Origin of the sequence: Nostoc cf. commune SO-36, from assembly GCF_023734775.1 — a bacterium.
GTDB classification, from domain to species: Bacteria; Cyanobacteriota; Cyanobacteriia; order Cyanobacteriales; family Nostocaceae; genus Nostoc; species Nostoc commune_A.
In genome coordinates this window covers 5,397,379-5,410,574 of record NZ_AP025732.1, presented here as the reverse complement: position 1 = coordinate 5,410,574, position 13,196 = coordinate 5,397,379, and the positions used below count along the sequence as shown (strand labels likewise).

Below are 13,196 nucleotides of genomic sequence, written 5' to 3'. Positions count from 1 at the left end.
TGTTAAAACTTTGGATGTATTGACTTATACGCAAATTACCCCACTCGAATTACGATCGCACACATTCAACCCTCTTCAAAATGCATCACAAGCACGTTAAGCTGGATTAGAGTGGCAATTTATTGCGATTTTTAATATATAAATCTCTGTTCTTGTCAAATTTTAATTTTTTCTGTTTGAGAAACCCGGAATGCTAGACCGAATTTTTGATTACCTCGACTTTCATTTCAGCCTTGAAGCCCTTATAGTTTTGCTGATCCTGGTGCTTTTAGAGGCGCTGTTATCTGCCGACAATGCGATCGCTCTCGCTGCGATCGCGCGTGGGCTGAAAGACGAAGAACTTGAGCGTAGAGCTTTGAACTTTGGTTTAGTTGTTGCCTATGTGCTGCGAATCAGCCTGATTCTGACTGCCACTTGGGTGCAACAATTCTGGCAATTTGAATTATTGGGCGCTGCTTATCTGCTGTGGTTGGTATTTCAACACTTTACCTCGGAAGAATCTAAGGACGATCACCATCACGGGCCGCGTTTTAATTCATTGTTGCAAGCGATACCTGTGATTGCATTTACAGATTTGGCATTTTCTTTGGATAGTGTGACAACTGCGATCGCAGTTTCTCAAGAAAAATGGCTAGTGCTGACGGGTGCAACAATTGGTATTATTACGCTGCGATTCATGGCAGGATTGTTCATCCGTTGGTTAGACGAATATGAAAACCTAGAAGACGCAGGCTATGTAACTGTGGCCTTGGTGGGTTTACGCTTGTTGTTAAAAGTGGTAAACGATAGTTTTGTTCCACCAGAATGGATCATGATTGCTGCCATCTTCCTAATTTTAGGCTGGGGATTTTCCAAGCGTGTTGGTACTGAATTACCCCAAGTAGAACCAGAAAAGAGCGAACTTTCTAAGTAAAAGAGGGGAGAGGGAATAGGGAATAGGGTACAGGGTACAGGGTACAGATTATTCCCTATACCCTGTAACCTATCACCTGCAACCTGCAACCTGTCACCTGTAACCTGTAACCTGTCAACTGTCACCTATCACCTGTAACCTCTCCCCTAATATCTTACTCGTGCAACCAAGGTGTTAAATGTGGTTGCCAACTAACTAATTCTTCATCCTTAAACCATAGAGCTATTTCCTGTTGCGCGGTTTCTGGAGCATCAGAACCGTGAATTAAGTTGCGACCAATATTCAGCCCGAAATCGCCGCGAATCGTTCCTGGCTCTGCTGTTAAGGGGTTTGTTGCACCAATAATCTTTCTGGCTGATGCAATAACGCCATCACCTTCCCATACCATCGCCACCACTGGGCTAGAAGTGATAAATTCGACTAGACTACCAAAAAAGGGACGTTCTCGATGAACACCATAGTGTTGTTCAGCTAATTCCCGGCTGACTTTCAAAAACTTTAAACCAACTAGGGTAAAACCTTTAGTTTCAAAGCGACGGATAATTTCCCCCACTAATCCCCGTTGTACTCCATCTGGCTTAATTGCTAAGAATGTACGTTCCAAAGCTATCTCCAAAAACTTAATGAATTTTTTATTTTGTCAATTGTCATTTGTCCTTTGTCATCCTCTGTCTTGAGTCTAAGGGTTTTGCACTAATGACCAATGACCAATGACTAATGACCGATGACTAATGACATACGACTATTGACCAATCAGAGTTTATCTCAGAAATTATCCTTGGGTGCATATACGTTCCTAAATGAATGCGCTAAATTGTTAACTCGTGGGTGAAAAACAGAGGTTAGGAAGAAATGGGTGCTGATTCAACTGCTACATCTGACGAGGTGGTACTACCGTCTAATGGACACAAAGAAGTGAAAAATCATAAGCAAAAAAAGCTGTTACCACCTAGTACTACCACACAAGATTTACCTCGCTCTTGGAAAATTGAGGATAGTGAAGCCTTGTACCGGATTGAAGGATGGGGACAACCTTATTTTTCCATTAGCGCTGCTGGTCACGTTACCGTAGCACCCAAGGGCGATCGCGGGGGATCTCTTGACTTGTTTGAATTGGTCAACTCCATGAAACAGCGCAACTTGGGACTTCCCATGTTGATTCGCTTTTCTGATATTTTGGAAGACCGGATTGAGCGGTTGAACGCTTGTTTTGCTAAAGCGATCGCTCGCTATAATTACCCTGGTGTCTACCGTGGCGTGTTTCCCGTCAAATGCAACCAAGAACGGCATTTGATTGAGGATTTAGTGAAATTTGGCAAACCCCATCAATTTGGTTTAGAAGCCGGTTCCAAGCCAGAATTAATGATTGCTCTGGCTGTATTGGATACACCAGGAGCGTTGTTAGTTTGCAACGGCTACAAAGACCGAGAATATATCGAAACGGCAATGCTAGCCCAAAGACTAGGGCAAACACCAATCATCGTCATAGAACAGATTGAAGAGGTTGATTTGGTAATTGATGCCAATCGCCAGTTAGGTATCAAGCCAATATTAGGTGTTCGAGCTAAACTCAGTACCCAAGGCATGGGACGTTGGGGAACTTCCAGTGGCGATCGCGCTAAATTTGGTTTGACAATGCCCGAAGTAATTGAGGCTGTTGACAAGTTACGCGAAGCTGACCTGCTCGATTCTTTGCAATTGATGCATTTCCACATCGGCTCACAAATTTCTGCCATTAATGTGATTAAAGATGCCATCCAAGAAGCCAGCCGCATTTATGTGGAATTGTCGATGCTGGGGGCAGATATGAAATACCTTGATGTTGGTGGTGGCTTGGGCGTAGATTATGATGGCTCACAAACCAACTTCTATGCATCGAAAAATTACAATATGCAGAACTATGCCAACGACATCGTGGCAGAGTTAAAAGATACCTGTGCTGAACGGGAAATACCCGTACCAACACTGATTAGTGAAAGTGGACGAGCGATCGCATCCCATCAGTCGGTGCTGATTTTCGACGTTCTTAGCACTAGTGATGTCCCTCTCGATTCACCAGAACCTCCACAAGAGGGAGAATCCCCAATTATCAATTACTTGTGGGAAACTTACCAATCCATCAACCAAGAGAACTATCAAGAGTTCTACCACGACGCTGCACAATTCAAAGAAGAAGCCATCAGCCGCTTCAACTTAGGAATATTACGCCTCAGAGAACGAGCCAAAGCCGAACGCCTCTACTGGGCTTGTTGTCAGAAAATTCTTAACATTACTAGACAGCAAGAGTACGTACCCGATGAACTGGAAGACCTAGAAAAAATCATGGCTTCCATCTACTACGTGAATATGTCAGTGTTTCAATCAGCACCAGATTGCTGGGCGATCGATCAGCTATTCCCGATCATGCCAATTCACCGCTTGGATGAAGAACCAACGCGGCGGGGAATTTTGGCAGACCTCACCTGCGATAGTGATGGTAAAATTGACCGTTTTATTGACCTGCGCGATGTCAAATCGGTTTTAGAGTTGCACACTTACAAGCCCGGAGAACCTTATTATTTGGGGATGTTCTTAAATGGAGCTTACCAAGAAATCATGGGCAATTTGCACAACTTATTTGGCGATACTAACGCCGTTCATATCCAATTAACGCCCAAAGGCTACCAGATTGAACACGTTGTCAAAGGTGACACCATGAGCGAAGTAGTGAGTTACGTCCAGTATGACTCCGAAGATATGGTGGAAAACATTCGCCAGCGTTGTGAGAAAGCATTAGAAGAAAACCGTATTACTCTAGCAGAATCTCAGCGACTATTGCAAACCTACGAGCAGAGTCTTAGAAGATATACGTACTTGAATAGTTAGGGATTGGGGCATTGGGTATTGGGCATTGAAAAGAGGCAGAGGGGCGGGGTGCGGGGAGCAGAGGGGAGAACTCTTCTCCCTGCCCCCTGCTCCCTTGCTTCTTCCCCATGCCCAATTTCCTAATTTGTAGTTGTTCCCAACAATTCCTCTATCGCTTGTCGCTCAACAGGAGTATGTGATGGCACTGTTTGACGGGCATCAGTAATCAGCCAGTCTAAAGCTGCGGCTTGAACATCAATAGCAGCACCAGTTTTATCTACGCAATAACGTCCAAATACTAGCTTATCGACTAACCGAACTCCGGGGCCTAGGCGCGACCATTCAAAAATCACGCTGTTTTCTACTGTTGCACCACTACATATCCAACAATTGGGCCCAATCATCGCTGGGCCAACTATTTTAGCTCCGTCTTCGATTCTCGTCATACCGCCAATGTAAACGGGGCCTGTGATATCTACTTTGTCCCAATTTACGGCAACATTTAAGCCAGTATAGATGCCAGGGGCAACTTCATGACCGGGGATTTGCACATTTTTGATTTCACCTAGCAGCACACCGCGAATCGCCCGCCAATAGTCTGGGACTTTACCAATATCTACCCATTCAAAGTCCATAGGGATGGCATAGAAGGGAGCTTGGATTTCTACCAATTTGGGAAACAATTCGCTACCAATGTCATACTCGATATCAGAGGGGATATAGTTAAAAACCTCTGGCTCAAAGATGTAAATACCTGTGTTGATATTGGTGCTGAGGGCTTCTTCAGTTGAAGGTTTTTCTTGGAAAGCTTTGACACGCCCATCTTCGTCTGTCACCACCACACCATAGCTAGAAACTTCTTCCTTGGGGACAGATTTCGTAATAATAGTAGCGATTGAGCCTTTAGCTCTATGCCATTTAACCGCCGCAGTTAAATCCAGGTCAATTAAAGCATCACCACACAAAACTACAAAGGTATCATCAAAAAAGGGTGAGAAGTCTTGGATGCGCCGCATTCCTCCAGCAGAACCGATTGCTTCTCCCTCTAGTTTACCGTTGTCATCAATTTTGCCTTCAAATGAATAGGCAATCTGTACCCCAAACCGTTGACCGTCACGGAAATAATTTTCTATTTCCTCAGCCAAATGACTAACGTTGACCATAATTTGGTCAAATCCATGTTGGCGTAACAGTTCCAGCAAGAACTCCATCACTGGCTTTTGCAGGATGGGAATCATCGGTTTGGGAATTGTATAGGTAATCGGACGCACGCGAGTACCCTTGCCAGCCGCGAGAATCATCGCTTTCATAAAAATTTATTCCTCAACCACAACCCAGTTTACTTTCATCGAGTGATACTTAATCATCAGTTTTTATTTCTGCTCTAAGCCATCCCTCAAAAGAGGGATAACAGGATTTTAGTGGTTATTACAACCATAGATATACTTAGATGACAAGCGATCGCTTATCTTTTCAATTTACTCGGATTTTGGGGCTGAAGTACAAATCTGTAAATATCTGTAGGGCTGCTTTTGCTTTTCTTAGTTCATCGGTTGCTCAAAAGGTTGGCAGGAGTTGGCTGAATCTCTAAGTAAGCGAATTTTAATCTCATGGTAAAACTCCTCTTGAAATAGCTCTACTTTCGATTGAGCCGATAATAGTAGTAATGCCCAGAAAACGCTAACTAGTTGACTGCGCTTAGACTCATGTCCAGAGCCATTTTGGTTAACAAGCTTGGTCTGAGTCCACAACTCTACAAGTTGTTCTAAATTTAACCAATTTTGTTCTAGACTTAGCTCTTTTGCCGACAATTTCAACACCTGCTCCAGTTCGCCAGCTACTTCTGTCAGATTTTCCTGGTGAGCTAACTCCAGTGCCTCCCGCATACTTTGGACGCTAGGCAGGCGTCTGGGACGGATAGGTTTACTGGCTTTTTCTACCAGTTTCAATTGATTCGCCATGATCTGCAATTGCTTGATTAACTCTTGCAGAGTCACACGGCGCTTTGGTGGCGGCATTGCTGCTGGACGACGACGCAATTGCCGTTCTAGCGGTAGACGATGACCTTGATGTGAACCGTCTTCACCTAACAATAATGCATCATCTTCTACACCATCTAGCACATCTCCTACTGTTGACAATTGCATCAAAGTATTTGCCTTGAATAATACCAACATTGATGCTGACAAAAATGCCTGTCCAGATTGAGACAAGTCCGCTTCATAACCTCTTCCTATTGCCTCCGGTGCCATCAGTTCTAAGTAACGGTCAATCACCTCAATCACTTGGACATCCCAAGGATCAATTTCTCCCTGTTCGGCTTGGTAAATCAAAAGTGTGATTGTTTCTAATAGCTCGGAAGCTTCCATCAATGGGTTCTAAGTTAATTAATGAAAATTAAAAGACTGTAAATTCACAAAAATCTGATTGACTATTGGCAAAGCGTGTACTCTATACATTCACTTGCGTTTTTATTATTCAGGAATGGCCTGCTAGCAGCATCCTATGAAATTTGTAATCAATCACCATTGTGAATTGTGAGATCAGATTGTGCAACTTTTCATTTGGGAATTGGGAATTGGGCATTGGACATTAGTCAATAATCAATCGTTCATCTTCCCCTGCTCCCCCTGCCTCCCCTGCCCCCCACCCTCTTAATCTGGAGGTGGGTCATGAGCAATGGTAACAGTTGAGGCAAAATTACCAGGCTTGCCGCTTTTGATCGCATCGAAAGTGCCTTTAATAGTACCGGCAATGGGAACAGCAACAAGCGTTCCTAACAGCCCAGCAATCTCAAATCCCATCAAAATAGCTACAAAAATCCAGATGGGATTCAACCCAATAAAGTTGCCGAGTAATCTGGGAGCTAACAGGTTATCCTTAAGCTGCTGCATGAGAATCGCCGCGATCGCAACTTGAACTGCTAACCACCAATTTTGTAGCAGTACTAAAATTGTCACCAGACCAATGCCCAAAGATGCCCCGATAAAGGGAATCAGTTCTGAAATACCAATTAATATGGCAAACAACAGAGCAAAGGGAACCTTCATTACTAAGAAAATAGGTGTCAGGGTTAGCACCATGAATAGTCCTAGCAACAACTGGCTAAGAAAGAAGTTCTGGAAATTTAAGCGTAAGGATGCCGTAAGAGGATCTCCAATATTAGATGGCAACAGATTGATCAGACCATACCAGACGCGATCGCCATATAAAAGCATATAAAATGCAAGCACAATGACTAACACTAAGTTAAGTAATCCTGACAGCAGTGTTCCAGCAAATCCTACTGCACCAGAAGCTAGCTGTTGCACCACATTTTGAATGTTGGCATTGATTTGACTGCTCACAACCCTCAGATCAATCGGCAAACGTCGTTGCTTTGCAACTATCTCAAACTGCTCTAGATTTGTTTGACTGGCCGTTAACCAATCAGGGATCTTATTTAACAGTTGGATTGTTTGGTCAATGATCAAGGGCACTAGGGTAACGCCTAAAATCCCAAATAGAGTTAATGTTGCAAGTAAAACTACGATCACCGCCTGAGTGCGGGTGATCTGAGCGCGTTCAAAGAACTTAACCGGGTAATTGAGGAGAAAAGCCAAAATTGCCGCAATGCTCAAGACGGTAATGGGATGCTGGAAATAGCGAAAAAGCACGGACAGCAACCAAACATTGAGAGCGATAATCGGACCGCTCAGACCATAAATTAAGAAGCGTTGAAGGGAGGCCGAACGGCGCATTTTATGCAACCTATTTTAGATATATTCTTGAAAGAATTTGTAAAATTCTTGATGGCGCTGATCATTATCTGATCATCATCATAGATATTTTTAACAAAGATATGTATAAGCGTATCTGATAGCAAGGAAACAAATCACAATGGACAAAACTATAGCTGACCTTCGCAAAGACTACACCTTGGAAGGTTTAAGCGAACTCGAAGTAAACCTCAACCCTTTTATCCAATTTAAAAAATGGTTCGATCAGGCTTTAGCAGCCCAGCTCCCTGAACCTAATGCTATGACCATTGCCACCGCCACACCAGACGGTAAGCCCTCAGCCAGAATGGTATTACTCAAGGATTTTGATGAAAGGGGCTTTGTCTTATTCACCAATTACAACAGTCATAAAGGACAAGAACTAGCAGAAAATCCCCAGGCGAGCTTAGTTTTTTGGTGGGCAGAACTGGAGCGTCAAGTCCGAATTTCAGGATATGTGGAAAAAGTTACTGAAACTGAGTCAGACCAGTATTTTGAAAGTCGGCCTGCTAACAGTCGCTTGGGTGCATGGGTATCTAATCAAAGCGAGGTGATAGAAAGCCGAGAAGTCCTGGAGCGACGCTTGCAGGACTTCCAGAGCAAATATGAAAATCAGGAGATTCCTCGACCACCTCATTGGGGAGGCTTACGAGTGATCCCCACAGGAATTGAGTTTTGGCAAGGACGCTCTAGCCGTCTTCACGATCGCTTGCTCTATAGCCGTTTAGATAATGGCACTTGGAAAATTGAGCGATTGTCACCGTGAAGGGGAGGCAGGGGAGTAATCAATTCAAAATTCAAAATTTAAAATTCAAAATTAAAGAATTTCTGCCTCCTGCCTCCTCTTTTTTAATGCCCAATGCCCAATGCCCAATGCCCAATGCCCCACATCACATTACCACTTGGTGATCAAATTTTGAATTGCTGCCTGTGCTTCTGATAAAGATTGGGTACGGGCATCACCTTGATTCAGGCTATTAGCGTTAATAAATTGAATGTCTGTAATCCCAATAAAGCCAAAAATCGCCCGTAGGTAGGGTTCTTGGAAATCATAGACAGCAAAAGGAGATGTTGCACTAAAGTCACTACCGCGAGCTGTGATGATGACTGCCTTTTTACCCTCGACTAATCCTTTAAGATTGCCTTGAGCATCTATACTAAAAGTCCGGTTAGCCCGAACGATTTGGTCGATGTAAGCCTTGAAAGTGGAAGGTATATTAAAGTTATACATTGGCACTCCAAAGACGTAGCGATCGGCTGCCAAAAACTCATCAATCAACTCGTCAGAAATCCTAAGTGCCTCAGTTAATTCTGGGGTATGGGTTTCTGGTGGTGTAAAAGCTGCTGCAATCCAAGCTTCATCAACGTGAGGAACTGGGTAATGCCCTAAATCTCGATAAGCGATTGCATCTTCAGGATGCGCTTCTTTCCAACCACTGACGAATTCTTTAGATAGTTCTCTAGAGTGCGATCGTTCACTACGGGGGCTGGAATCAATGTGTAGAATGTTTACCACCAAATATCTCCTGATTAACTAAGATTTCTGCTTTTACTTTTTTGAGTTTCTATTTCAAAGCATTACATCTGCTGAACGCTGGTATTGTAGCGAACAATGGGAACATAGCAATACTAATGTTTAACCCTAAATTCCACAAGTCTCATCTCAAAGCTAAGTATTTTTAAGGTTGTTGTTCAAAATTCTTATAACTGTGGGCTTCAAGACAGTTCCATCCACACTGAAAATTCTTCCATGTCAAACACAGAGCAAGTTTTTGAATACCAGCTTTTTCGGGGCTGTTGTTTTGTGCGCTTCCGCGCCAGATTACGCAAATTACGAAATCCACGATCGCTCCCGCATTACGTAGCGCTTCGGTACTCGTTACAACCTGATCACCTGTTGTAATAACGTCTTCAATAATACAGAAAAGTGTAAAAAAGCCGATGGAAAATACATCGGCTTAACTGACAATATTCAACAGATAAATAGTCTACTGTTCCTGGATCGCTGCTGCTTTGGGAGGAAACTGAATTCTCGGATCTGGCATGAAATTGTATCTCAAGTACAATCCTCCCGAAACAAACAGGATAATTAACAACCCACCTATACCAAGAGGGCTAGGAAGCCAGAAAACTGCTTCTATGTGGTTTAGCTCACCAGGCTGGAGTTTCCACACTAATCGATTGCCATTTTTTTCTGGCTCTATTGCAGTTTCAGTTAGTCGAATATTTTTGGCTCCCCAAGGAGTCTTCAAGCTAAATTCTAAATCGAGAATTGAGCCAGCATTAGCTAGAACATTACCTTTGCTAGCAATTAGAGAGAGCGATCGCAAATCTAAATCATAAATCAACCGATTTCTGACTAAAAGTAAAAAATTGTTCTGCTCCAAGAGTACGTTTGATTCAATTTTCGGTAGTTCTGAGTCAGATTCGCTCTGCACAGACTTAGAGGGTTGATTAGTATGGGAGTTAAAAAATTCGTTGAACTTTTCTTGCAATTCCCTACCATTGCTAAAAGGAATTCTGACGATGATTTCTTCTTGGGAAACTCGTTGTGCTTTACCCTCAAGTTCACGGGCGCGGCGTTCTATGCTGTTTAACCATTCGTACACAGAATCGCCACTAAAACTGGTTAGCCGCTCTCCTAATTTAATATGTTGTACTAGTTCACCACTATTTGAGTTATCAAAATTAAGCCCTACATCGTACTTCACACAGCCAGACAGTAGTAGGGATGTTAACAGCACTACCCACAGGATAGGATTTCGGATGGGGAAGACGCGCTTGATTCGATTTCGACCATTTAGTGGTGAAGGAAATTTCATTTTTGCCAGCACAAAACTAAATGGTCTGATTAATCGCCAGAAAATCTTTCCGATAATTGAATAAGTTGAAATCATAATTTTCCCTAAAAGTCAAACTTTTTAACTAATCTTGACTTCTCCGTATTGTTTGAGATTTCTGGAACACCATTTTGGTCACTCCGGGACTGGAGTACTGGGCACTAGGAAAGAAAATATAAGTAAAATTTGCTTTGGCTCTGAATCCTCATGCAAATCTTCTCAGTACCCAGTCTTTAGCCCCCTTTTCAATCCAAAATCCAAAATTGATTAGAGGCAGGGGGCAGGGGAAAAGGTACAAACCTTGACCCTTGTGGGCAAAAGCCCCCTTGCTCCAATTCTGGCTTGGTTGAGAGCTACAACCCTTGTGGGTGGTTTTCTCCCCTACTCCCTGCTCCATGCTCCCCTGCTTTTTCACATCAGCCAGGGGTTCCTGAAAAACTCAACCAAACTAAGTACGAGATGGTTAAACCAATGGCAATTAGCGCCACCCAGATAAAGCGATTATCTCTGGTATTGACCTGACTCAGATCAACGAATTCTGGCTCTGTAGATTTAGGCTTCTGCTGCACAGAAGATTTAGTAGACTTAGCAGCTACAGAAATTTTGAGTTCATTATCGGGTAGAGTGCCCAAATCGGGGATTTCGGTCATCCATTCGCTTGGTCTTTTCAGCTTTGGTGCTTTTAAAATGTAAAGCATTTGCCGCGCTTGTTTGCTGGTTTCAAAATGGGGATGGCGTTTGAGTCTTTCGCAAAGAGCGATCGCATCATCGGTGCGTCCAGCTGCTTCATAAGCTGTCACCAGATTAATTTCTACTTCACCCCCAAGGCGAGAATTACGAGCTAACAGGGCACTGGCCTTTTCTAAATTTTCTACGGCTTCGCGGTATTGCCCATTTTCAAAGGCAAGTTTTCCAGCCTGGTAGCGGGTTTTAGCAATTTCTAAACTTTCTGCACTCACGTCTTATACAAAAATCAGCACTGCTTTAATTTTGCCAATGCCAGCACTTTTTTGGAATCTTTTCAAAAACTGGCAATCTAAAAGTGGTTGAAGAAAAATTCAGGAGTCAGAATCAAGACGCGACGCAGGAGCGTCTGACTCGCTATCCGCAATTTCTGTCAGAATTCATGCTGAATTCTGACTCCTGACTCCTGAATTCTGTTCGATAAACTTCTAAAATTTTAACTAGGTAGATGCGATTATTTTCTGATTAAAAATTCTGATATCAAATGCGGTGAGCAAAAATATGTTGAAAATCAAGCATTCGCAACTGAATTGGCTCCTAGCAGGTATGACTTTAGCTGTGATGGGTGTAGCCACTGCTCCAGCTTCTGCCCAGTCTGTGATCGTGATTGATGGTGGTTATGGAGTCAGGCAATCGCCTGCTGTCGGTTCCTTTATTTATGGTAGTCCGATTCCCACACCTATGCCTGTAGACCCAGCAACGGGACTGATGCCACAACGCAATCATTACCCCGATTATTACTATCCCCAGCTAAGGCGGAACGTGAGAAATTCCACGCTGATTAATCCAACTTTGATTAATCCGGCAATTCGAAACTCAACCATAATTAATCCGGTGATTATAGATAACTCATGGCATCGTAGACCATTTAGCGGCAGGCGCGAGCGATCGCGTGTTTTCATCTATCCTCAGTAGAGCAAAGAATAGGGAGTAGAGGAGGAAAACTCCTAACTCCTAACTCTTATTACATAAACTGCGAACCCAGAATCATCGTCCCAATCCCAACATCAGTAAAGATTTCGAGTAACAGGGCGTGAGGAATGCGACCATCGATAATGTGTGCTGCACGTACTCCTTGAGCAAGCGATCGCACACAACAACTCACTTTGGGAATCATCCCACCACTGACTATACCACTAGCAATCAACTCGCGGGCTTCGCGGATATCTACTTTTGGAATCAAAGTAGATTGGTCTTTGTAATCTTTTAAAATTCCACTGGTGTCTGTCAGTAAAATTAACTTTTCTGCTCCCAATGCAGCAGCGATTTCTCCAGCTACAGTATCGGCGTTAATGTTATAAGCTTGCCCCGTCTCGTCTGCGGCGACGCTGGACACCACCGGAATATAGCCATTGCTAGCGAGGGTGTCTAAAATCTTGATGTTAACATTGCTGACTTCCCCCACAAAACCGATGCCTTCTTGACCTTGGGGACGGGCTGTAAATAGATTCCCGTCTTTTCCGCAAAGTCCTACAGCCAATCCACCAGCTTGGTTAATTAGCGCGACAATTTCTTTGTTAACTCGACCAACTAAAACCATTTCTACCACATCCATTGTGGCAGCATCAGTGACTCGCAAACCATTCTTAAATTGTGGTTCGATGCCCAGTTTATCTAACCAACTGTTAATTTCTGGGCCACCGCCGTGGACTACAATCGGACGCAAGCCAACGCAGGATAAGAATACAATATCGCGGATAACTTTGTCTTTGAGTGTGCTATCTTTCATCGCTGCGCCACCATATTTGACAACAACAGTGCGACCGGCGAATTGTTGAATATAAGGTAGTGCTTCGCTTAGTACACGTACACGAGTGGCTTCAGTTTGTCTGATGTATTCAGAATCGTTGTCCGTCATGAGGAGCCGCCGTTAAGAGTTAAAACCTATTTCAGTAAGTGTAGAAGACTTTGTAACTCGTCACAATCTCTGATGCCATTGAGTATTTTTGTACTGATAAGCCATAGCTGTCTAGTTCGTCTCAGAAATCTAAATAAATCACTGTTGCCAGATTACCCGACATAAGGGACTTGCAAGAAAATAAAATACCAGCCATTCTAGAAGAGAAGAAGCGGTGAACTGTCCGCGCCTAGTTTAAA

At 43.3% G+C, this 13,196-nt stretch carries 12 protein-coding genes; 4 read left to right on the top strand and 8 right to left on the bottom strand.

Annotated features, from left to right (window positions below; genetic code table 11):
- The first annotated feature begins 190 nt into the window (after nt 1–190).
- Nucleotides 191–913 carry a TerC family protein gene (locus tag ANSO36C_RS24495; protein WP_251956633.1) on the top strand — a complete coding sequence of 241 codons (723 nt, stop codon included), beginning with the start codon at nt 191–193 and terminating at the stop codon, nt 911–913.
- 154 nt (nt 914–1,067) lie between these two features.
- On the opposite strand, the gene ndk is transcribed toward ANSO36C_RS24495, so the two are convergent.
- Nucleotides 1,068–1,517, bottom strand: a complete 450-nt coding sequence (gene ndk, locus ANSO36C_RS24490) for a nucleoside-diphosphate kinase (protein WP_190939602.1) — start codon at nt 1,515–1,517, stop codon at nt 1,068–1,070.
- A gap of 248 nt (nt 1,518–1,765) precedes the next feature.
- On the opposite strand from ndk, the gene speA reads away from it, so the two are divergent.
- Complete coding sequence (speA, locus tag ANSO36C_RS24485) at nt 1,766–3,778, top strand: biosynthetic arginine decarboxylase (RefSeq protein ID WP_251956632.1); 2,013 nt, start codon at nt 1,766–1,768, stop codon at nt 3,776–3,778.
- Nucleotides 3,779–3,897: 119 nt separating this feature from the next.
- On the opposite strand, the gene ANSO36C_RS24480 is transcribed toward speA, so the two are convergent.
- The 3 genes from ANSO36C_RS24480 to ANSO36C_RS24470 form a co-directional block, all read right to left on the bottom strand.
- The gene (locus ANSO36C_RS24480; protein WP_251956631.1) at nt 3,898–5,067 is read right to left on the bottom strand and encodes a sugar phosphate nucleotidyltransferase; all 1,170 of its coding nucleotides are present in this window, start codon (nt 5,065–5,067) and stop codon (nt 3,898–3,900) included.
- Nucleotides 5,068–5,298: 231 nt separating this feature from the next.
- Complete coding sequence (locus ANSO36C_RS24475) at nt 5,299–6,126, bottom strand: segregation/condensation protein A (RefSeq protein ID WP_251956630.1); 828 nt, start codon at nt 6,124–6,126, stop codon at nt 5,299–5,301.
- A gap of 285 nt (nt 6,127–6,411) precedes the next feature.
- The gene (locus ANSO36C_RS24470; protein WP_251956629.1) at nt 6,412–7,497 is read right to left on the bottom strand and encodes an AI-2E family transporter; all 1,086 of its coding nucleotides are present in this window, start codon (nt 7,495–7,497) and stop codon (nt 6,412–6,414) included.
- 139 nt (nt 7,498–7,636) lie between these two features.
- On the opposite strand from ANSO36C_RS24470, the gene pdxH reads away from it, so the two are divergent.
- Nucleotides 7,637–8,281, top strand: a complete 645-nt coding sequence (gene pdxH / locus ANSO36C_RS24465; RefSeq protein ID WP_251956628.1) for a pyridoxamine 5'-phosphate oxidase — start codon at nt 7,637–7,639, stop codon at nt 8,279–8,281.
- A 129-nt stretch (nt 8,282–8,410) separates the two neighbouring features.
- On the opposite strand, the gene ANSO36C_RS24460 is transcribed toward pdxH, so the two are convergent.
- The 3 genes from ANSO36C_RS24460 to ANSO36C_RS24450 form a co-directional block, all read right to left on the bottom strand.
- On the bottom strand, nt 8,411–9,031 hold the full coding sequence (locus ANSO36C_RS24460) for an FMN-dependent NADH-azoreductase (protein WP_251956627.1): 621 nt from the start codon (nt 9,029–9,031) through the stop codon (nt 8,411–8,413).
- Nucleotides 9,032–9,503: 472 nt separating this feature from the next.
- On the bottom strand, nt 9,504–10,412 hold the full coding sequence (locus ANSO36C_RS24455) for a DUF3153 domain-containing protein (RefSeq protein WP_251956626.1): 909 nt from the start codon (nt 10,410–10,412) through the stop codon (nt 9,504–9,506).
- A gap of 359 nt (nt 10,413–10,771) precedes the next feature.
- The gene (locus ANSO36C_RS24450) at nt 10,772–11,314 is read right to left on the bottom strand and encodes a tetratricopeptide repeat protein (RefSeq protein ID WP_251956625.1); all 543 of its coding nucleotides are present in this window, start codon (nt 11,312–11,314) and stop codon (nt 10,772–10,774) included.
- 286 nt (nt 11,315–11,600) lie between these two features.
- Here ANSO36C_RS24450 and ANSO36C_RS24445 point away from each other — a divergent pair, with 286 nt between their 5' ends.
- A complete protein-coding gene (locus tag ANSO36C_RS24445; protein WP_251956624.1) occupies nt 11,601–12,014 on the top strand; it encodes a hypothetical protein in 414 nt (137 codons plus the stop codon).
- A gap of 49 nt (nt 12,015–12,063) precedes the next feature.
- On the opposite strand, the gene argB is transcribed toward ANSO36C_RS24445, so the two are convergent.
- A complete protein-coding gene (gene argB / locus ANSO36C_RS24440; protein ID WP_251956623.1) occupies nt 12,064–12,957 on the bottom strand; it encodes an acetylglutamate kinase in 894 nt (297 codons plus the stop codon).
- Between the last annotated feature and the right edge of the window lie 239 nt (nt 12,958–13,196).

What these genes read in the sequence shown, in the direction of transcription:
- ANSO36C_RS24445 (WP_251956624.1), top strand. Translation starts at nt 11,601, where the DNA reads ATGTTGAAAATCAAGCATTCGCAACTGAATTGGCTCCTAGCAGGTATG.
- ANSO36C_RS24455 (WP_251956626.1), bottom strand. Translation starts at nt 10,412, where the DNA reads ATGATTTCAACTTATTCAATTATCGGAAAGATTTTCTGGCGATTAATC.
- ANSO36C_RS24470 (WP_251956629.1), bottom strand. Translation starts at nt 7,497, where the DNA reads ATGCGCCGTTCGGCCTCCCTTCAACGCTTCTTAATTTATGGTCTGAGC.
- speA (WP_251956632.1), top strand. Translation starts at nt 1,766, where the DNA reads ATGGGTGCTGATTCAACTGCTACATCTGACGAGGTGGTACTACCGTCT.
- argB (WP_251956623.1), bottom strand. Translation starts at nt 12,957, where the DNA reads ATGACGGACAACGATTCTGAATACATCAGACAAACTGAAGCCACTCGT.
- pdxH (WP_251956628.1), top strand. Translation starts at nt 7,637, where the DNA reads ATGGACAAAACTATAGCTGACCTTCGCAAAGACTACACCTTGGAAGGT.
- ANSO36C_RS24475 (WP_251956630.1), bottom strand. Translation starts at nt 6,126, where the DNA reads ATGGAAGCTTCCGAGCTATTAGAAACAATCACACTTTTGATTTACCAA.
- ANSO36C_RS24495 (WP_251956633.1), top strand. Translation starts at nt 191, where the DNA reads ATGCTAGACCGAATTTTTGATTACCTCGACTTTCATTTCAGCCTTGAA.
- ANSO36C_RS24480 (WP_251956631.1), bottom strand. Translation starts at nt 5,067, where the DNA reads ATGAAAGCGATGATTCTCGCGGCTGGCAAGGGTACTCGCGTGCGTCCG.